Here is a 19,410-nt window from a genome sequence, read left to right as displayed (position 1 = left end):
GCGCCTTTGATTTTATTTGACGCGATCGCTGCTATTAACCGTTGATCGCAGGAGCAGTCAGAGCAACAGGAGCGGAATCACCAGCAGCCAAATCCAGAGGGAAGTTGTGAGCGTTACGCTCGTGCATAACTTCCATACCCAGGTTAGCGCGGTTGATCACATCTGCCCAAGTTGAAATCACACGACCTTCAGAGTCAATTACTGATTGGTTGAAGTTGAAACCGTTCAAGTTGAACGCCATTGTGCTTACACCCAAGGCGGTGAACCAGATGCCGATTACAGGCCATGCTGCGAGGAAGAAGTGCAGCGAACGGCTGTTGTTGAAAGAAGCGTATTGGAAGATTAACCGACCGAAGTAGCCGTGAGCCGCAACGATGTTGTAGGTTTCTTCTTCTTGACCGAACTTGTAACCGTAGTTTTGAGATTCGGTTTCGGTTGTTTCACGAACCAAGGAAGAAGTTACAAGAGAACCGTGCATCGCAGAGAACAAGCTGCCGCCGAATACACCTGCTACACCTAACTGGTGGAAGGGGTGCATCAAGATGTTGTGTTCTGCTTGGAAGACGATCATGAAGTTGAAGGTTCCACTTATACCCAAGGGCATACCATCAGAGAAAGAACCTTGTCCGATCGGGTATACCAAGAATACTGCACTTGCTGCTGCAACAGGTGCTGAGTAGGCAATAGCAATCCAAGGACGCATTCCTAAGCGGTAGGATAGTTCCCATTCACGACCCATGTAGCAGAATACGCCAATCAGGAAGTGGAAAATTACCAATTGGTAAGGACCACCGTTGTACAACCACTCATCAAGAGATGCTGCTTCCCAAATTGGGTAGAAGTGCAAGCCGATGGCGTTGGAGGAAGGTACTACTGCACCGGAGATGATGTTGTTTCCGTAGATCAACGAACCTGCTACTGGTTCGCGGATACCATCGATGTCTACTGGTGGTGCGGCGATGAAGGCGATTACGAAGCAAGCGGTGGCGGCTAGCAAGGTAGGGATCATGACTACGCCGAACCAACCGATGTAGATCCGGTTATTGGTGCTGGTGATCCATTCGCAGAATCGATCCCATACATTGGCGCTTGAGCGCTGTTGTAAGGTTGTTGTCATGGTTTTATGATTGCGGTTGTTTATGAATCAGGCGATTTCGTTTTCGCCTGTGAAATTACTTTACACCGCTTTACAAAAATTAATCAAGTGCTAAGAATTTTGTAGAGTCAATAGAAATCATTAGCTTTACTTATTTAAGAGCTAGATGAGTGTCCAGAATCAGAGATGAAAAAAGAGCGATCGCTGCTCTACTCCATGATGCTATAGTGCATTATCGCCACCGCCCATGTAGACTCGTTCTCGACAGACGTACCGCTAGAACCCAACATCAGGGAACCAAACCGTAAAAGCGCCACCTACAGACAAATCTTCTACTCACTGACGACACAATCCGAAAAATTCTTCTCTCGCCACAAAACTATTTAAACCAACACTTGATGCAAATGGTTAACTCTAGTAAGCAAGAAGAATCTCAGGTGACACAAGGTAGATTTGGGCGTTAGTCGTGGCGAAATATCGCATACCAGTTCAATTACATACTGGACTTCTTGGCATTTGTCGGGGTAAAGGGGAGGGTGCTTTCAAGGGCAGGCTTTTAGGCTTTCGATAAATAGTTGAGAATGTTCTCAATTATTGAACGTAGTTTTAAGTTCTCAGACAATGGTTTTGGTTTTAAAATCCCAAAAATTTGTCTAATCAAAAAAACCTGCCCCAGAAAGAGGGGAGGGTGGGGTCCCAAGAAGGGGATAAGGGGCGGGAGAAAAGGGTAAAGAAACTCAAAATTCTTTCCCTTTAACCAAAACCTTTTTCCTAAGAGTGCAAAAATATATTTTTGCAAGAGGTCTACTATTTATTATGTAGTCTAGTTATTAATCTACACACTACTAAAAAAACAGAGTATGACAATCTTACAAGTTGTAGATAAAGAGTTTTCAGAAGTTCCCGTCATTGATATTAGTCCATTGGTTTCTCAAACTAGCAACTCCAGTGATGTAATTGCAGACCAAATTAGACAAGCTCTCCATGATTACGGTTTCTTCTATATCGTCGGACATGGAGTTGATGAGCAATTACAAAAGCAGTTAGAACATCTCAGCCAACAGTTTTTCGCGCAGGATATAGAAACAAAACTGAAGATTCGTATGGCTCTTGGTGGTAAAGCATGGCGAGGATATTTCCCCGTGGGTAATGAGTTGACATCAGGTAGACCGGACTTAAAAGAAGGTATTTACTTCGGTACAGAACTAGAATCAGACCACCCACTTGTGAAAACTGGTGTACCAATGCACGGTCGAAATCTTTTTCCATCGAATATTCCCCAATTTCGGGAAACAGTGCTGAATTATATAGATTCAATGACCAGACTTGGACACACCCTAATGGCTGGTATTGCTCTAAGTTTGGGGTTAGAAAAGTCCTACTTTGCAGACCGTTATACAAAAAACCCATTGATATTATTTCGGATTTTCAATTACCCTCCTAATTCATCATTATCTGAATCTAAATGGGGCGTTGGCGAACATACAGATTATGGAGTATTAACTATACTAAAACAAGATAATGTCGGTGGATTACAAGTCAAATTAAAGTCTGGTTGGATAGATGCACCTCCTATTCCTGGTTCATTCGTATGTAACATTGGGGATATGCTCGATCGGATGACACGAGGACTGTATCGCTCAACACCCCACCGCGTTCAGAACCGATCGACAAGTAGTCGCTTATCATTTCCATTTTTCTTCGATCCCAATTTCAACATTGAAGTCAAACCCATTGAATTGAACGGCATAGTAGTGAATGACGATCGAAGCGATCGTTGGGATAAAGCCAGTGTCCACGAATTTCGCGGGACTTATGGCGATTATCTTCTGAATAAAGTCTCCAAAGTATTTCCAGAATTGCGCCAAACAGTGTTCTAGAGTGCTGTTATACCATTTCACGAAAAATCTAAATTGGTTCAAATGTTGAGCTATTTTTGCTTGCTTTAGTCTAAACTCCAGGATGTAACACTATGGGCAATAGTGTTATATCTATCTTTTGCGCTAGTCAGCCAGTCGGCTGCTGAAGAGTGAAAACCGCTAATTGAGCGGCGAAAGCCCGCTTAAAGGCGGGCCGCGCTTCGCCACGGGCGACATAGGTAGAGAGATTCGGATAGTCGTCGAGCATACCAGAGTCTTTCAACCTGAGCAGCACTTCCACCATCATCAGGTCGCCTGCGCTAAATGCGCCATCAAGCCAGTCGGCATCTCCAAGGTGACTGGAAAGTTCTAAGAGCCGGTCGCGGATGCGACCTTCGACGACACGCAAGCGCTGCTCATACCAAACTTGATCGCGCTCTAAGTACGTGGCGATTTCCCGATCGACGATTGGCGGCTCCATTGTGTTAAGTGCGGCAAACATCCAGGCGATCGCTCGCGCTTGACTATTGGCATCGTCTGGCAACAGCCCTGTATGGCGCTTTGCGATATGGAACACGATCGCCCCCGACTCGAACAGGGCGAGATCGCCTGACTCATAGGTTGGAATTTGCCCGAAAGGATGAAGCGCACGGTGCGCGGGTTGCTTCATCTCACTGAACGAAACAAGACGAACGTTGTAAGGTTGCCCCACTTCTTCGAGCGCCCAGCGAACGCGCATGTCACGCGCCAGTCCCTTGCCGCCATCAGGCGACCGTTCAAAGGCGGTAATAGTGGGTGTCATTGTCAGGGTCATGGTGATTTCTCCTTTGGGTCCAATTTTCTGCTTTGGGTGTGTGTTCTGTCCGGCAAGAACAACGCTACACACGGTTACAGCAGAGGTTACTTCATGTTGGACTGCATTGGTAAGGGGAGCAATCTATCAATCTATTGGTAATATTTTATCTGGTAATTGTCACTGAACACAAAAGTGGGAAAGACATAGCAAGACGATCGCCAGTATATTTAACTGAACCATCAGAGCGATCGCTTGAAGGTTGGTATTTTCTCTTGGGCGAAGGTGGCAAGACCAGCTTCGGGTGCGATCGCTCAACAGCCTGTGGTGCGAACTCCACAATTCCGTAATCTGAACTGATAATGCTGGCGAAGCACTCTTGAACATAACAGGATAAATCGCATTGCTCAAAAGAAATAATTGCTACGCCAAGTACCCGATTGTTAACAATTCAATAACTAATTACAGGTGAATATCCACTTTTCAGATATTCACCTGTTCACTAATTCAAGCATTAAAACTATGTATTCATACCTGGTTTTTGTTGACGCTGTTCGCAACGTTTTTAGTGACATTTGTAAATCAGCTTGGCGTTAAAGTATTGTGAGAAAATTCCCGAATTCAAGAAGGAGGAAAACTATGGGAAAGGTCATTGTTAGCTCTTGGGAGTCGGAGGGGTATGGACACTCTACCCATCTGGAGGAGGAAATAGTTTTCTGGCTTAGTTGATATTTTCGTAAAAGAGTTAGCCACCCTTAAACCAATTCGCAATTCGCAATTACGTTTTGTAACGTGGATTTAACCCCAACACAAAACCTGTTACCCTTCTTAGGCAGGGGAATTAAACCCCAAACTTTGTTAAAAATTAATCCGACGATAGATTTCAGTCAGGGGAATTTCTATGTTTAAACTGTGCAGAACAATCGTCCGCTCGAGGTGAGAGTGAACTTGCCATAGCCAGCGATCGTTACTATTACGATCCAAGTTGTGATACTGCTCAATGTAGGGTTCAGTTTGGCTTACAAGCAGATATTCACAAAAGCTGGCAATCGAGCGATATTTTCTGAACTTTTCGCCGCGATCGTATGCCTCGGTAGAGGGCGATAAAACTTCGACAATAAGCATTGGATTAAGAATTTCATCATTGCGTAGACGCTCTTGCGGCTTGTCGTAGACATTGCCATTGAACTCTGGTTCACCATTAACAACCATCAAATCGGTATAAGTCCCACACTGATATTCAGGAATCCAAACTCGCAAGTCGCTATTATACAAGCGAAAATCGGTGTCTCTTAGTAAAAATCCCAAGTAAATTAAGAAGTTGCTGGCGATGTCTCACGACAAGCCGCAAGAGCGTCTACGCACTGTGAGATTCCGACCCTCCCGACATATTAATAATCTCTCCGTTACGGTATTCACGGCGTTCGGGGTTGGTTTCTTCCATAGCCCGATACTCGTCTAACGTGAGGCGAGTTGTTATTACATCACAGAGACTGGTTTGAGCAAAGACCACAATCAACCTCTTAGATAATTAGCTCTAAAACTATTATCAGCAACAGGAGGAAGAATTGCCAATTTCATGAGAAATTATGATTTAAAGCACATTTACTAACTTAACGAACAAACTTGAGACTTTCGACACTAAAGCTAAACATATCAAAAAAAAGTAGCTTTTTACCGAATTTGAAATGCTACTGTGAAAAATAGTTATATTGCGATCGCCTTCGGTGGGTGGTTACGCCATCGCCAAATTCTTGGCAATTCTTCGTTATGTCTATATTTGAATATGGTATTAATTAATGCTCATCTCTGCTAATAGCCAAATTCCTTTTCCCCGTTCCCTGGTTTATGCTACCTATCGGGACAAACTAGTTGAACTAGTTCCCTATATGCCAAACGTGCGCGACATCGAAGTTAAATCACGTAGTGAAGTAGGCAGTAATATTTATACTGTTAATGAGTGGCATGGTGGTAGCGAAATTCCAGCAGCAGCAAGAGTTATCCTCAGTGAAGAGATGCTCTCGTGGACAGAATATAATACGTGGAATCAGGCTCTGTTTACAGTTGAATGGCGTATTGAAACTCATGCTTTCACAAAAGCAGTCAAGTGTTCTGGCAAAAATCGCTTTCTGTCAGATGGGAATACGACAATAATTGAAAGCCGTGGTGAACTAGCGATCGACCCAAAACAAATCAATGGAGTACCATTCTTTCTCACAAGTACAATTGCTAATGTAGTTGAAGATTTTTTAGGAAAAAATATACAACCTAATCTACTAGCAATGAGTGCGGGAGTGTGCCAGTATCTAAAACAAAATGCCAGAGATTAAAAGTCAGGATATCAATTAGTAGAGTGTTGATCGAGAAGCTAACTACTGTACCTTTGCTGTACTTGCCAATTCTAGCCATCGACTCAATTCTTTTTGGTTGATGATACGTAATTTAGAGAAAGTCATACGGCGTTTAGATGCCCAGCGGTATCTGACTTTTACCGTTAAGTCATGAAACAACGAAGTAGCAAGAGTTTCAGACTAGACTGTATTCTCAATAACTTTATATTAGTGACAATAATTCACGAGAGAATAGGGCTTTGAGCTAGGGGTATAGTAAGCGTTGGCGCAGCCCGCACAACTCTTGGAGACGCTCTTGCTAGCTTGCTTCCACGAAGTGGTACGACAAGGCTACTTCGGCTGCGCTCAGTACAAGTCAGTGACCATCGTAGACATCGCTCAATCAAGGAGATAACGGTAAACGTATTATGTTTACGTCGTCTATAAGACTCGTATTTGATTGCGTGAAAAAACTCAGTACACATTTATTCTTTCTTCCCTGTTAAGAGTTCCCTGTTCCCTCCCTATCGCGCTTGCGCTGCGCTTCTGTGCGAGACGCTTTGCGAACGCGCACCACGCAAATAATTTCTCCGGATCAAAGCGGATTCCTATAGTCGTCTAAAGATTTACTTTATAAATGGTCTTTTATAGTTGTAAAGCCTACTTATGAGTTATAAGTTATGATTTATGAGTTTTATTTCTAACTCCTAATTTCTAACTTTTTACCTGTACCGATCGTGAATCTACGCCGCCTGATTCCAATTTTTGATAGTTCAGTCTCCAACTGGGCATTAGAAGCGCGGTTGTTGCGCTGGTTAACGTTGATTTGGCTGTTCGTCGGCTTGATCATGCTATTTTCAGCATCATATCCTGTTGCTGATGCTCGTCATAATGATGGTTTGTACTACTTTAAACGTCAACTGCTTTGGGTCTTAGTTTCCTTAATCGGATTCAATATTATTGTTAATTCGCCGTTGCAGAAAATTTTGGGACTATCCCATTGGTTTTTGTTGCTGTTTTTGGGGTTAATTTTTGTCACACTGATCCCAGGATTGGGAAGAAAAGCTTTTGATGCAGCGCGTTGGATTGCGATCGGGCCAATTCCGATTCAACCCTCAGAACTAATTAAACCCTTTTTGGTGCTGCAAAGTGCGCGGCTTTTTGGTCAATGGGAACGAATTAGTTGGCGGGTTCGCTTCGCTTGGTTGGGCGTTTTTGGTTTGGTACTTTTAGGAATTCTTGCCCAGCCTAACTTGAGTACAACGGCACTTTGCGGCATGACTATCTGGCTAATTGCTCTTGCAGCTGGCTTACCCTACAAATACTTGGGAGGAACAGCAATTGGTGGAGTGATGTTGGCAATACTCAGTATTAGTATTAAAGAGTATCAGCGTAAGCGGGTGATGTCATTCCTCAATCCTTGGGCAGATGCTACAGGAGATGGCTACCAGTTGGTGCAAAGTCTACTAGCTGTGGGTTCTGGGAAAACTTGGGGAGCTGGATATGGGCTTTCTCAACAAAAGTTGTTTTATTTACCAATTCAAGATACCGATTTTATTTTTGCGGTGTTCGCTGAAGAGTTTGGCTTTGTTGGCAGTATGGTGTTGTTGGTACTTTTAGCTACATTCGCTACTCTCGGATTAGTTGTGGCGCTGAAGGCTAAAAATATAATACATCGATTGGTAGCGATCGGTGTGACGACTTTGATGGTGGGACAATCATTGCTCCACATCGGTGTTGCTACAGGTTCTCTTCCGACTACTGGCTTACCTTTACCGATGTTTAGTTATGGTGGTAATTCTATGATTGCCAGCTTAATAGCTGCTGGGTTGCTAATTCGGGTAGCACGTGAGAGTAGTGAAGCTGAGGTAGTACCGTTGCGAAAACCTCAAGTTGAAAATGGGCGCAGGCGCCGAGCTTTTCAGAAAAATAGGAATTGAGCGAGCAGGAAGCAGGACGGCAACCTTGATGCTTAACTGTGGTAAGATGATGGCTCTCAGTTACTTAAGTCAAAGAATCAGCTGTGAGTAAAATCATTTTTGTGTGAATAAAAAATGACTAAATTAATGCGTAATGTATATGACACTAGTCTTACTGACTCCTGGGCAAGTAGACTTAGAAAGAAACGTTTCTCTTTGTTCACATCTATATTAGACTCACTACCCTCTGATATAAAAATACTCGATGTTGGAGGAACAGTAAGCTTTTGGGAGAATTTAGGTTTTTTGAATGAAGAAAATAAACAGGTAAAAATTACTCTACTAAATATAAAATTTACTGAAACAAGCTCAACACACCCACAGATCAACCAAGTTGTTGGAGATGCTACAAACATGGTAAATTTTCAATCCGATGAGTTTGATATAGTCTTTTCAAATTCAGTGATTGAACATGTAGGAGATTATGATAAACAGTACCAAATGGCCACTGAAGTAATGCGAGTAGGAAAAAGATATTTTGTTCAAACACCTAATCTTTTTTTTCCGATTGAACCCCATTTTGTTTTTCCTTTATTTCAATTTCTTCCTATAAATCTTCAGGTATGGCTACTAACCAATTTTGCTCTTGGATGGTTTGACAAGGTATCTGATAAACAGCTGGCTAGAAGGATAGCTAATTCAATTAAGCTGCTGAGTAAGAGAAGATTCCTGAATCTGTTCCCCAAAGCGCAACTTTATGAAGAAAAGGTTTTCGGTTTAACTAAGTCTTTTATAGTCTATGGAGAATCTCCCTAAGAGGATGTTTTAAAAGTATTTTTGGTAACATCAAAACCCTCGTAACCTAACCCCCCAGATCCTCTTCCCTACAAGGAAATGGGTGTTTTAACGTTTTGAGTATACTTTACTACTTTTAAAACAACCTTTATAAGCCTAACAAAAAATCTTGGACGAAGGGAAAGTGATATAGTGGTTCTTGAGCAGATGGGTGACAAGGTGCAAAATATGAGCTTTCCCTACTTCTTATTTTCAAGACAGCCTTCCTTCGATAAACCTTACCTCAGAGGTAAGGGAGTCTTAAATGGGCTATTATTAGGTGGAATTGGGTTAAAGCTAGGTATAGGAGTAGGCTCTACTTTTTTGAGGACTGTGATTGCAAATCCTCTTTGCTGGGGTTGTTGCTTACCAGATATATCATTGACTAGCAGTCCGATTTGAGCGGGGAAAGCTTGATTTACTAGAAACTTCGTTGAACCAACTGCTGGAACATCATTGCCGTATGGTATAAGTTTAACCTGAATATTTTCTCCCTCTACTTTCCAACTCAGAATAGCAGATGTTCCTTCATTGAGAACTAAATTTGGTTGTTCGCTACCGTTAATTTTGAAATAAACAATCTTAAATGGTTTGGGTAATATTGGAATTTTGGATTCAGCTTTTTTAGAACTAATCTTGTCGCTGCCATTATTAGAAACAGCTTTGATTTCAAATGCAAAACTCCCCACTTGATTTGCTAATAAAGGAATATTTTTACATTGCAGTTGTTGATTTTGTTGTATACATAGTTTGTTAAGTTTAGGGTCTGTAATATTGCCTTGATTAAATTTATAAGTAACTGGTTTACCATAAGATGTACCATCATCTGCATTGCCAACAACCTGTAGTTGTGACAGCAATAATGGACGTGCAATTGTCCAACTAAAAAGAATATTTTCACCTTTTGTGTACTGGGGCTTATCTAGCTGAAAATTAACTACTGATGCAATTGGTTTTTCTGCAATTTCTACTTGGGTAGTTTGCGCTACTACTTGGTTAGTTCGGGAAAATATTTGTATACCATTGCGATAAAAGGCTTGTAATTCAAAAGTGTAATTACCTTTTGTTTTCACTCCAGTTTTTACGTTGCTACAAATTAACTCTTGTTTGTCTTGTACCTGACAAGGAGGGATTTCATTAGCACTTCCTTTACCCAGTGTTTCAGGAATGCCATTGTTAAAGTCATAAGTAATAGGCGCAATAGGTTGGGAACCTTTAGCCGTCAAAACTAACTTTTTTAACTGTTTATATTGATGAATTTCCCAGTTTAAAGCTACCTCATCACCTTCAGTAATTTGAGAGTCATTTGCACTAAAATTTTCTAATCTTAAAGGATCGGGGTTTAAAATTCGCCAAATAATAAATCCTATGCCTCCCAATAACCCCAAAATTGCTAAAATTAATAGAAGAAATTGCCACCAAGGACGGGGTTTCCATACCAAAGTTCCTTGAGGCAGTGTGTTCGGTAGGGGTAAATTTTGTTGGTCTTTGACATCGAGTTGAAAGTTGATCGCTAGCCCTGTACCAAACCACGGTCGTCGCCACCAAGGTTTGGGTTTGACCGTCAAATTAGCCACAGCACTTCTATTAGGTAATAATCTGACTTCCGTAGGATCGAATTTGTAAGTATATAGTTCTTCTTCGTCTCGACTTTTTAAGTTTAATATCAGTTCGCGGACAATATTGCCCTGGTTAGCTAGTGATAATTCGTACTTGCCAAGACTACGGCTAACTTGTCCCAAGATGGTATTAAGTTGTATATCTAAGCGATAATTTGTCGGAATTTGGATATATACCAAATCCAGTAGTACTAAATCTGGAGAGTTTTCTGAATACAAGCGGATTGTCGGAGAATAGCTTCCCGCAAGGGTATCCCCAGGTGGGTGAAATTTCAATAATATTTGACCTTGAGTACCAGGATTGAGTTCTAATGCAGTCACGTCAGACACTAATCCTGGCCCCTCAAATCCAGTTGCAGGATAATTAATTGTGAACCAGTCATCGTCTAAATCTGGACAACTCAAGCGGAATCTATCTACGAGATAAGAGCGATTGTCAACTATTATCTCTACTTGCAGATACTCACTAGAATTGAAAATTAACGGTTTGTTGGGGTTGGTGTTAGGTCTAATGGAAAATGTCGGGTCGTTCACCCGAATTGCGGTCTGTTCTTTTAGCAGAACCTTAATTTGGTTTGGGAAGGTTATGGGAGTATCTTGTGGATAATGTAGAGGAGAATCTACGACTAGTGTATAGTCATAGGTTCCTGGAAGAGCATTTGCGGCAATTTGAAACTCAAATCTTACTTCGTCACTATTTTGCCCTGGAGCTAATGCTAAACTTTCTCTAGGAGAACTAGACCAACCAGTTAAATTTTGAAATACTTCATCAAAAACAAAATATAAGTCAATAACCGCGCTTTGATTTCCCTGATTGATTACAACAATATAAAGTTCAATGGTATCTCCTGGCATCCCAAATTGAATTCCAGGTGGGTTGATAATAACTTGCAGTGGATTGAATTTAGCTTGCATGTCATTGATTCCCTTATTTGATGCGGTGTAATTTGACCTGAAAATCTTCACCACCACTCACAATCATGGTTCCTTGATTGGTTTTCAAGTCGATACTATTGATTTTTTTAGAGCTTTGGTAAATTGTTTTACCTTCTGCTGCTCTTGTTTTGTCAAGCTTATGTTCGGGAGTTAAGTACCACACTACGACTCGTCCATCATCGCCACCACTTACTAAGAGACTACCATCGTCACTAAATGCTAGAGTTCGCACAGATGTTTTTGATGCTGACCAACGGTCTAGTTGTAAACAATTAAGCTCATTTACTTTTTCTAGCGGATTCGGATTTTTGATAGTTTGACACTGATTTAAATCCCAAATGGTAATAAATCCCGCAGAATCAGAAGTTGCGAGGATTTTTCCTGTTGAGTCAGGAACAAAAGCTAATCCCCAAATATAATCTTCAGGACCAACTAATGGGTCTAGTTTTTCTAGATTTTGCACCGATAAACTTGGGAATTGTTTATCAGATTGAGTTTGATTCCACTGCCACAATATAAAACGCTTAAAGTTTCCAGCAATTACTAGAGTTTTTGCATCTGGGCTAAGATTTAATGCCCGGACTTGGAAACCTGAGAGTTTCAATCTACTTTGTACGTCAATAACTTGCGGTTCTGGCAGAAAATCGCTGTTAGGCACTGGTCTTGACCATAGTCTCACTTTACCACTGCCATACCCACTGAATAAGTTAAGTGAGTTTGAGGTGAAAGCTAGGTCAAAAACGCGATCGCCTTTTGCTTTCGGATCTTTAAGGTCTTGAAGTTGGCTAATCTTGGCACCTAAAGGGACATCTCTAAGTTCAATTACACCATTATCTAAACCAACAGCAACACGATTATTTTGTAATGGCATAAAGCGCAAGACTTCTACAGCGTCATCGGTAATGGCCATCAAGCCTTTGGGCTGTTGTGCTTGGTCGCAAGCAAGGGGCTGCCCAGCGTATGTCACCGTATCATCAGGGTTTAAGCTATCAGCACCAATTCTCCAAAGCCTTAAGGTGCAATCATCTGAGCCGCTGACCACAGATAAACCAATGCCACTAAAACGCACTGAGTTGACAGAACGTGTATGCATTACACCTCTTGGTTGCAGGATTAATGCCAGGAGTGCGGCTAATAGTGCGATCGCAGCTAATTGTAGCCATAAAGGTATAATTGGCAGAGCCTCTACTTCTAATGTCTGCGTGGCTGGGTCTGTACTCCCTAAACGTTGGTCGGATAATTCTGATTTAGCCTCCAGCAACAAAGTTTTGCCGATTCCAATCCAAGGACGTTTTGTTTTAACATCGAGGATGACTTTACTTGTCTCTCCTAAATGAAGATTGGCGGTTTCAGGAATTTTTTTAAAAGTGCATTTTCGCCAGTCTCTACCTTGTACCTGCACATTAATTTGCTGATTGAGATTGCTAGCATTTTTAAATAGTAATTCAAAGGAAGCTGTATCAGATTTCCAGTCAGGCAACCAAGCCGATTTATTGGGGATTTTCAGGTGTTTTTCGGTGGTAGTAAAGTCTATAAAACCCACTGGCAAAACTTCAATATTGCCTTCAGCATTAGTTGGATAACCATTATTGCTAACAGCTTCAATAGTAAAAGGATAATTTTGACTGGGCGCTTGCACTACAGAAGGAGGTTGGCATTGGAATGTAGCTTCTGCTAAACCACCTGCATCTAAGGGTAATCGGCGTTCTGCACTGCCAGCCAGCCAAGACGGATCGACGCCTGTAAAACGTAGCATTACCTCAGTTGGTTGTTGCCCCAAGTTCCGCACCCGTACTGGTATATCGACAGAATTGCGGGGATAAACTTGGAACTCTCGTACAGGTAATTCTACACTTAAATGTGTTGGTCTGTTGTCTCGCTCAATTTTCAGGCGCAGCACAAGTCTGGACTGTTGTGCTAATTGCGGTGAAAAAATATTTACCATCAGGTTGACAGTACCAACAAATCCCGGCATGGGTGTATTGAATACGAACACTTGGAAGATGGTACTACTGCCCGGTGGCTTGGCTGCCGCTACCTCTGGTTCGAGTCTATACCAGCGATATCCTGTGTTGCGGATTTCTCCGGCGGCGGTAATTTCTATCTGAAAATTGACGAAGCGATCGCTGTCATTATTGACAGTTACCTCAAATGATACAGGAGTATCACCTGGACGAAAAGTTAGGTTTTGAGTAGAAAGGCTGGCATTAATAACACTTTTTTCCATGTTATTACTTATAATATTTTTTTATATTCTGCATGACTAGCGCTATTAAAAAATTAATGTCTCATAAAAACGTGACAATAGCTTTTTTTCTTTGATTATTGAAATTTATATACTATTAAATATTGTGTAATAAATTGGCCAATTTATAAAAGTCATTTTCAAAGGCGATCGCTAATAGAGATACAGCAGAATTCATAATTCAGAATTCTGAATTCAGAAGTAAAACACGCTTTATACCTGGGTAACAGACTTATTGCTTGTGTACCTCACCAACTTGAAATCTGCTGTATGAGCCAAAAAGAATGTAGAGACGTAGCAGTGCTACGTCTCTACAAGGGTTTTGGATAACGCATATTTAATTTCTAGATATGACTCAATACGGTTCGGATAAGTATTTTGAACTCAGAATAGGCTTTGGGGAAAAGGGGAATGGGTTTGCGGTTAAAGGTTTTTTATTCCCCTTTCCCCTTTTCCCTTTTCCCTTTAACCGAACCGTATTGGCAACGCCTAAACTCAAATTAAAATCGCTGCCCAATTCCCAGATGCACTTTGCTTTCTCCCTGGTCGTTAATGCCATAGTCAGCCCGAATTAAGCCTAGTGGTGAATTTAATCGCACTCCCGCCCCATAACCAAAACCATAACCTGGTTTATCCCGTACACCTGCCGGATTTCCTAATACAGTATCACCAGAGCCTAAATCTGAGGCAAAGTCGGCAAATAATACACCGCCGACGATTGGTAAAACGGGAAAACGGTATTCTGCCGAAGCCAACACATAGCTGCGACCACTGCCAACTTCGCCAGAATCGTAACCGCGCACTGAGTTGGAACCACCCAAGTTAAAACTTTCGTAGGGCGGTAAATTCCCAAGGACGGTACCAGCTTGGACATTCACCGCAAATACTTGTGGCTGTTTGCTGTTAAATAGCTGCACTGGTAAATATTGGCTGTAGTTGGCTTTGAGGCGATTAAGGGAAATATTACCTTCGCCGATAGGTATAGATTGTTCTGTACTCAGACTTAGAACGGAACCTTGAGTTGGATTGAGGGGATTATCTCGTTTATCTTTGGTGGCGGTGAAGGATACAGTAGTTAGGTCGTCAATACCAGTTCCACTCGCAGATAGGGGGTTGCCTTGAGCGTCAGTTGGGGTAATATTACCTTGGCGATCGCGAATACTAGTTCGGGTATAGTTTAATCCTAATGAGGTATTCCAATCGTCGATTGGTCGCTGCAAGCTGACACCACCACCAATTTGCCCTTCTCGCACTTTGTCGCCGTTAGCTAGCTTGATCTTGTCATCAAAGGTTTCCGAAAGTTCCTGACTACGAAAACCATTTACAGTGTAGCCCAAGCGATCGGGGTTAGTTATCCGATAGGGACTGACAAATTTGCTATTAAACTGCAAGTCTCGGCTACTTACCCCAACATTCACACCTAAAGTATCATTAACACCACCGACATTCTGATCTTGATAGCTGATTGTACCTACCAATCCTTGATCGGCATTGTAACTACCACCCAAGTTAACACCACGCGCCCCAGTTTCTTTAAGTTGATAGACTAAATCAAGTTTTGTCGCATCTCCTTCTAAGGCAACATTCACAGTTTCAAATAAACCAGTACGATATAGCTGTTGGATGTCTTGTTTAACGACATTTTCTTGGAAAATTTGACCGGGTTTCAACTTGAGTTGTTGTTGTAAGAAATCTGGTTTGGTGCGTCCTCCAATGGGATTACCCTTGCTATCAACGGTTTTACCCTCATCGTTGACAAAGCGAAATTTGATATCACTTACCAAACCTTCAGCGACATTCACAGTGAGAATGCCTTGAGAACTAGGTTTAATTGATAACACCCGTGCTAAGTTATAACCATTGTCGGCGTACCACTTGTTAATTTGTGCCACTGCTTGTTGCAGTCCACTGGGACTAATGGTGGTTCCAATTTGAGATTGCAAACGTTGTTGAGCAACTTGATAGGTAAGTACTTTAGCACCAGATAATTGCAGCGATCGCACAATCACTGGTTGGACTTGGTATACTACATTCAATCCAGCCTGAGTGCTAAAGCTATTCACACTGACACTACTAAATAAACCTGTATTTAAAATTGCTGTTACATCTTTTTGTAGCTGGCTTTGACTGGTTTCTCCACCCACCTGGGTTTTAATTACCTGGCCAATGATTTGCTGTAATTCTTGATTGGCTCCCACCACCTGTACATCTGTAGCTCTGACTACCAAATCGCTTTCAGTAGCAGGAGTTTTGGGGGATGAAGGCGAAAAAGAGGGAGTGGGAAGAAGCGTTACTGATGAATTTCCCTTGTCTGTTGATTTTAAGACTACTGGGGAATTTTTGTTTGCACCTGTTTGCACGGCGACAGGATTTTGAGAAAATTGTTGTGCAACTATAGTTTCTGGGGAAGCAATTGTCTCTACCCGTGCGGGAGTGTCTTCAATTATCGGTACTACCAAGTTACCAGCTTTTGCAGTTGGAGTAACGGTTTTAGCAGGTGCAGCCGTTACTTGCCCAGTAACATTGCCAGCAGCTAAAGTAGCTAAAGTAAAAATAGCAGTAGTAGAAACTCGCATAAATATTTAACCTAATTAACTGGGAGTTATACTAATTTTGGATTTTAGATTTTAGATTTTTGATTAAAAGTATTGACCAAAAGGCTGTTCTAGAAATTTCAAACAATTACATTCCTATCCAAAATTGGTATTAGTTGTAAGGAAGTAAAGGAATAGGGATAATACTAACTTCCAGCTTCCTTGTCGATTTCCCTATTTATACCTCTTACCCAAACAGACAGTTAATTTTGATATTTTGTTTCTTATGAGTAATTTATCTCGGTCATCTCTAGCTTTAAACTCCCAATCAGCAATTTCTCCTTTGCGGTTACTTGTATTAAGTAATGGTCATGGGGAAGATATGATTGCACTTCGGATTCTGCAAGAACTCCTACGACAACCAAACCCACCAGAGATATTTGCTTTGCCTCTGGTGGGTGAGGGACGTGCTTATGAGCAGTTGGATATCCCCTTTATCGGTTCAGTCCTGAATATGCCTTCTGGCGGCTTTATTTATATGGATGGCCACCAATTAGCGCGGGATGTACGCGGTGGTTTATTGCAACTTACCCTCAGCCAAATTAAAGCTATCCGCCGTTGGGTAAGTTCTCAAAAAAAATTAGGTAATAGGAGAGCGATTTTAGCAGTGGGAGATATTTTGCCACTGTTGTTTGCAACATTCAGTGGCGCTAATTATGCTTTTGTCGGTACGGCAAAATCTGAATATTATGTGCGAGATGAAGCTGGATTATTACCACGAAAATCTAAAGACGCAGGTTGGGAAAACTTTTCTGGTTCAGTTTACCATCCTTGGGAACGTTGGTTAATGAGTCGTCGCCGTTGTAAGGCTGTGTTCCTGAGAGATGCGCTGACAACAGAAACATTAAAACAATGGCCAATTCCAGCTTTCTATTTGGGTAATCCGATGATGGATGGTCTAGAATCGAGGTTTTCACGCCAACAATTTTATAGTCAGAATGTCCAACAGCAAGAGACAGTTCGACCTTTTGTAGTGACTCTTCTTCCTGGTTCTCGTCCCCCAGAAGCATACACCAACTGGGAAACAATTATGATTGCCGTATCTGCATTGATGACAAGTTTTCAACAGCGAGATTCAATCTTTTATAGTTCTAACAAAGTAGTGTTTTTAGGTGCGATCGCTCCTGGTTTAGACTCTAATATTTTATCCCAAAGTGTGCAATCCCAAGGCTGGCGTGCTGAATCAGCATCTCCTATCCAACTTGGCGATCCAAATATATTGACATTTAAACAGAGAAATGCTTATCTACTATTAACACAACGAGCCTATAATGATTGCTTGCATTTGGGAGATTTAGCGATCGCAATGGCAGGTACAGCCACAGAACAGTTTATCGGTTTAGGCAAACCTGCGATCGCAATTCCCGGTAATGGTCCACAATATAACCTTGGCTTTGCTGAATCTCAAAGTCGTCTTCTGGGATCGTCTTTGATTTTAATCGATCGACCAGCAGATGTAGCGAAGGTTGTACAATCCTTGTTTAAAAACCCTGATAATTTGCAAATTATTGCTGAAAATGGTGGGCGACGTATGGGAAAACCGGGAGCAGCACTACGTATTGCTAATTGCTTGCGGGAAAAATTGGGATAATGAGGCAGTGGGCAAAACAGTGCTAAGTTAAGAGTTAGGAGTTAGGAGTTATTCTCCCGATCTCCCCATCTCTTTCTTGTCTCAATTCTTCACGCTACTAATCCAGAACGTAAGGCCCTGACAGCAGCTTGGGTACGGTCATCAGCACATAGTTTATTTAGAATATTACGAACATGGGTTTTTACAGTACCAACTGTAATGTAAAGTTTCTCGGCGATTTGACCATTGCTACACCCAGCTACAATCAACTCTAGGATTTCCAGTTCCCGTTGAGTCAGAGGGTATGTTTCCAAAACTTGCTCGTATTCTGTCGCCAGCGCTTCAATTTTTACAGTCTTCGGCTTGTCAGAACCTTGACTTTCTCCAGGAATACCTTGGCGCATCTTCCGCAATACCACGTTGGCAATTGCCGGATCGATCCAAGAGTTACCGCCATGAGTTGCTTGAATTGCCTCGGTTAATTTACTGATACTGGTTTCTTTCATATAATAAGAATCAGCGCCAGCTGCGAAGGCTGCAAGTACAGCATCCTCTGTATGATCCATTGTCAAAATGAGAATCTTCGTAGTAGATTGCCCATTTTCAGCCTGGGAGCGTTTGAATTTACGAGTGAGTTCGATGCCATCCATGTCAGGCAAGCCGATATCTACTACCGCGACATCTGGCTTTGCCGTTTCTAAAAGTTTTAACCCTTGGGTAGCATTTGCCGCTTCTCCAATTACTTTCAATGCACTATGAGACTGTAATGCTGCTCGTAGCCCCATTCGCGTTAAGTCATGATCTTCAATTAAAATAATACTAATTTCATTCATCGCTACACTCACTCTTGCGCTGTTTGCATCTTTCAAAGTATTGCCTTTTGTAACTATTATCTATTATTTTCCCAAACTCAAGATAGATGATATTTCAACCTGTCTGCATCCACCGATAGAAATAACAAGTAGCCAAAATTTTTATATTTAGATAGACGACAAATCTAGCTGGAGATATATAGATACTTACACAAAAAGTATGAAATATTGAAACGAATGCCAAATTGCTCTTCCTTGCTGATAATTCAGCTTTGAGTTGTCATGTTCCATCCGTTAATTAGTATTATTTGGGAGCAAACTTTAAAAAAAGCTTACGAAAATGAAAAAATTATACTGTGTAAAAGTTGCTTTCCGAGAAAGTAAAAGATGGTTGCGAACGATTTTTAATCAAACCTTTGGATTCATCCGATTGATAGAGCCAATAGAGATCCTCATGGAAGGGAATCAACCAGCGTTAAAACTCACTGAAATCAGAAACAGCAAAGTAATTCGTAGTCCTTTGTAACAAACTTGTCCGTCTGACTCACAGGATATAATACAAGCCGCTCTGTACTAACCTCTCCCCTTTTAGGTTTTGAATTTTGCCTAACTTTTGTCGGGAACTTTTCTTTGGAATTAAGCTTTGGTAACTTTGCGAACATCCATAAGTTCGATATACCTAAATAAATACTAACACAGATGTGGCGATCGCTAAGAAAATTGTTGAAATTTCAGGAGGTAGGATTACTTCAGATTCACAAATAGCTATAGATATTACTTTTTTATTTATCTGGTCTAACTAA

General features: G+C 41.5%; 15 protein-coding genes and 1 pseudogene. 8 read left to right on the top strand and 8 right to left on the bottom strand.

What is annotated here, in order from left to right; all coding sequences use genetic code 11:
* Window positions 1-34: 34 nt before the first annotated feature.
* The gene (psbA, locus tag NSTC731_RS17000) at window positions 35-1,117 is read right to left on the bottom strand and encodes a photosystem II q(b) protein (protein WP_445631814.1); all 1,083 of its coding nucleotides are present in this window, start codon (window positions 1,115-1,117) and stop codon (window positions 35-37) included.
* Window positions 1,118-1,327: 210 nt separating this feature from the next.
* Here psbA and NSTC731_RS16995 point away from each other — a divergent pair.
* Window positions 1,328-1,480, top strand: a pseudogene (locus NSTC731_RS16995) (AIPR family protein); the annotation flags it as partial.
* Between the two features lie 476 nt (window positions 1,481-1,956).
* On the top strand, window positions 1,957-2,976 hold the full coding sequence (locus tag NSTC731_RS16990) for an isopenicillin N synthase family dioxygenase (protein ID WP_445631813.1): 1,020 nt from the start codon (window positions 1,957-1,959) through the stop codon (window positions 2,974-2,976).
* Between the two features lie 127 nt (window positions 2,977-3,103).
* Here the strand turns inward: NSTC731_RS16990 and NSTC731_RS16985 are convergent, their stop codons facing one another.
* Window positions 3,104-3,769: a glutathione S-transferase family protein gene (locus tag NSTC731_RS16985; protein WP_445631812.1), complete on the bottom strand. Its 666-nt coding sequence runs from the start codon at window positions 3,767-3,769 to the stop codon at window positions 3,104-3,106.
* Window positions 3,770-3,903: 134 nt separating this feature from the next.
* Between NSTC731_RS16985 and NSTC731_RS16980 the strand changes: the two genes are divergently transcribed.
* Complete coding sequence (locus tag NSTC731_RS16980; protein ID WP_445631811.1) at window positions 3,904-4,098, top strand: hypothetical protein; 195 nt, start codon at window positions 3,904-3,906, stop codon at window positions 4,096-4,098.
* A 508-nt stretch (window positions 4,099-4,606) separates the two neighbouring features.
* Here the strand turns inward: NSTC731_RS16980 and NSTC731_RS16975 are convergent.
* Complete coding sequence (locus NSTC731_RS16975) at window positions 4,607-5,056, bottom strand: Uma2 family endonuclease (protein WP_445631810.1); 450 nt, start codon at window positions 5,054-5,056, stop codon at window positions 4,607-4,609.
* 49 nt (window positions 5,057-5,105) lie between these two features.
* Window positions 5,106-5,261 carry a hypothetical protein gene (locus NSTC731_RS16970; protein WP_445631809.1) on the bottom strand — a complete coding sequence of 52 codons (156 nt, stop codon included), beginning with the start codon at window positions 5,259-5,261 and terminating at the stop codon, window positions 5,106-5,108.
* 286 nt (window positions 5,262-5,547) lie between these two features.
* Between NSTC731_RS16970 and NSTC731_RS16965 the strand changes: the two genes are divergently transcribed.
* From NSTC731_RS16965 to NSTC731_RS16955, 3 genes are all read left to right on the top strand, one after another.
* Complete coding sequence (locus tag NSTC731_RS16965) at window positions 5,548-6,078, top strand: hypothetical protein (RefSeq protein ID WP_445631808.1); 531 nt, start codon at window positions 5,548-5,550, stop codon at window positions 6,076-6,078.
* 737 nt (window positions 6,079-6,815) lie between these two features.
* A complete protein-coding gene (locus tag NSTC731_RS16960) occupies window positions 6,816-8,018 on the top strand; it encodes an FtsW/RodA/SpoVE family cell cycle protein (protein ID WP_445631807.1) in 1,203 nt (400 codons plus the stop codon).
* Window positions 8,019-8,132: 114 nt separating this feature from the next.
* Window positions 8,133-8,813, top strand: a complete 681-nt coding sequence (locus NSTC731_RS16955) for a class I SAM-dependent methyltransferase (protein WP_445631806.1) — start codon at window positions 8,133-8,135, stop codon at window positions 8,811-8,813.
* Window positions 8,814-9,070: 257 nt separating this feature from the next.
* Here NSTC731_RS16955 and NSTC731_RS16950 read toward each other — a convergent pair whose 3' ends face one another.
* The 3 genes from NSTC731_RS16950 to NSTC731_RS16940 all read right to left on the bottom strand — a co-directional run bounded on the left by NSTC731_RS16950 (window position 9,071) and on the right by NSTC731_RS16940 (window position 16,207).
* Window positions 9,071-11,365 (bottom strand): COG1470 family protein, encoded by a 2,295-nt coding sequence (locus tag NSTC731_RS16950; RefSeq protein WP_445631805.1) that lies wholly within the window; start codon window positions 11,363-11,365, stop codon window positions 9,071-9,073.
* A gap of 13 nt (window positions 11,366-11,378) precedes the next feature.
* A complete protein-coding gene (locus tag NSTC731_RS16945) occupies window positions 11,379-13,613 on the bottom strand; it encodes a hypothetical protein (RefSeq protein ID WP_445631804.1) in 2,235 nt (744 codons plus the stop codon).
* A 518-nt stretch (window positions 13,614-14,131) separates the two neighbouring features.
* Window positions 14,132-16,207 (bottom strand): BamA/TamA family outer membrane protein, encoded by a 2,076-nt coding sequence (locus tag NSTC731_RS16940; RefSeq protein ID WP_445631803.1) that lies wholly within the window; start codon window positions 16,205-16,207, stop codon window positions 14,132-14,134.
* A gap of 244 nt (window positions 16,208-16,451) precedes the next feature.
* Here NSTC731_RS16940 and NSTC731_RS16935 point away from each other — a divergent pair, with 244 nt between their 5' ends.
* On the top strand, window positions 16,452-17,816 hold the full coding sequence (locus NSTC731_RS16935) for a lipid-A-disaccharide synthase-related protein (RefSeq protein ID WP_445631802.1): 1,365 nt from the start codon (window positions 16,452-16,454) through the stop codon (window positions 17,814-17,816).
* Between the two features lie 89 nt (window positions 17,817-17,905).
* On the opposite strand, the gene NSTC731_RS16930 is transcribed toward NSTC731_RS16935, so the two are convergent.
* Window positions 17,906-18,628 (bottom strand): response regulator transcription factor, encoded by a 723-nt coding sequence (locus NSTC731_RS16930; protein ID WP_104908003.1) that lies wholly within the window; start codon window positions 18,626-18,628, stop codon window positions 17,906-17,908.
* Window positions 18,629-18,947: 319 nt separating this feature from the next.
* Here NSTC731_RS16930 and NSTC731_RS16925 point away from each other — a divergent pair, with 319 nt between their 5' ends.
* Window positions 18,948-19,133: a hypothetical protein gene (locus NSTC731_RS16925; protein ID WP_445631801.1), complete on the top strand. Its 186-nt coding sequence runs from the start codon at window positions 18,948-18,950 to the stop codon at window positions 19,131-19,133.
* Window positions 19,134-19,410: the final 277 nt, after the last annotated feature.

The organism is Nostoc sp. DSM 114167, from assembly GCF_052692655.1.
The sequence above is the reverse complement of the archived record's forward strand: the minus strand, read 5'-3'. Positions and strand labels throughout refer to the sequence as shown.

Bases quoted from the DNA above. Each gene is read 5' to 3' on its own strand.
- NSTC731_RS16925 (WP_445631801.1), top strand. From the start codon at position 18,948: ATGAAAAAATTATACTGTGTAAAAGTTGCTTTCCGAGAAAGTAAAAGA.
- NSTC731_RS16965 (WP_445631808.1), top strand. From the start codon at position 5,548: ATGCTCATCTCTGCTAATAGCCAAATTCCTTTTCCCCGTTCCCTGGTT.
- NSTC731_RS16935 (WP_445631802.1), top strand. From the start codon at position 16,452: ATGAGTAATTTATCTCGGTCATCTCTAGCTTTAAACTCCCAATCAGCA.
- NSTC731_RS16930 (WP_104908003.1), bottom strand. From the start codon at position 18,628: ATGAATGAAATTAGTATTATTTTAATTGAAGATCATGACTTAACGCGA.
- NSTC731_RS16945 (WP_445631804.1), bottom strand. From the start codon at position 13,613: ATGGAAAAAAGTGTTATTAATGCCAGCCTTTCTACTCAAAACCTAACT.
- NSTC731_RS16985 (WP_445631812.1), bottom strand. From the start codon at position 3,769: ATGACCCTGACAATGACACCCACTATTACCGCCTTTGAACGGTCGCCT.
- NSTC731_RS16955 (WP_445631806.1), top strand. From the start codon at position 8,133: ATGACTAAATTAATGCGTAATGTATATGACACTAGTCTTACTGACTCC.
- NSTC731_RS16950 (WP_445631805.1), bottom strand. From the start codon at position 11,365: ATGCAAGCTAAATTCAATCCACTGCAAGTTATTATCAACCCACCTGGA.
- NSTC731_RS16940 (WP_445631803.1), bottom strand. From the start codon at position 16,207: ATGCGAGTTTCTACTACTGCTATTTTTACTTTAGCTACTTTAGCTGCT.
- psbA (WP_445631814.1), bottom strand. From the start codon at position 1,117: ATGACAACAACCTTACAACAGCGCTCAAGCGCCAATGTATGGGATCGA.
- NSTC731_RS16990 (WP_445631813.1), top strand. From the start codon at position 1,957: ATGACAATCTTACAAGTTGTAGATAAAGAGTTTTCAGAAGTTCCCGTC.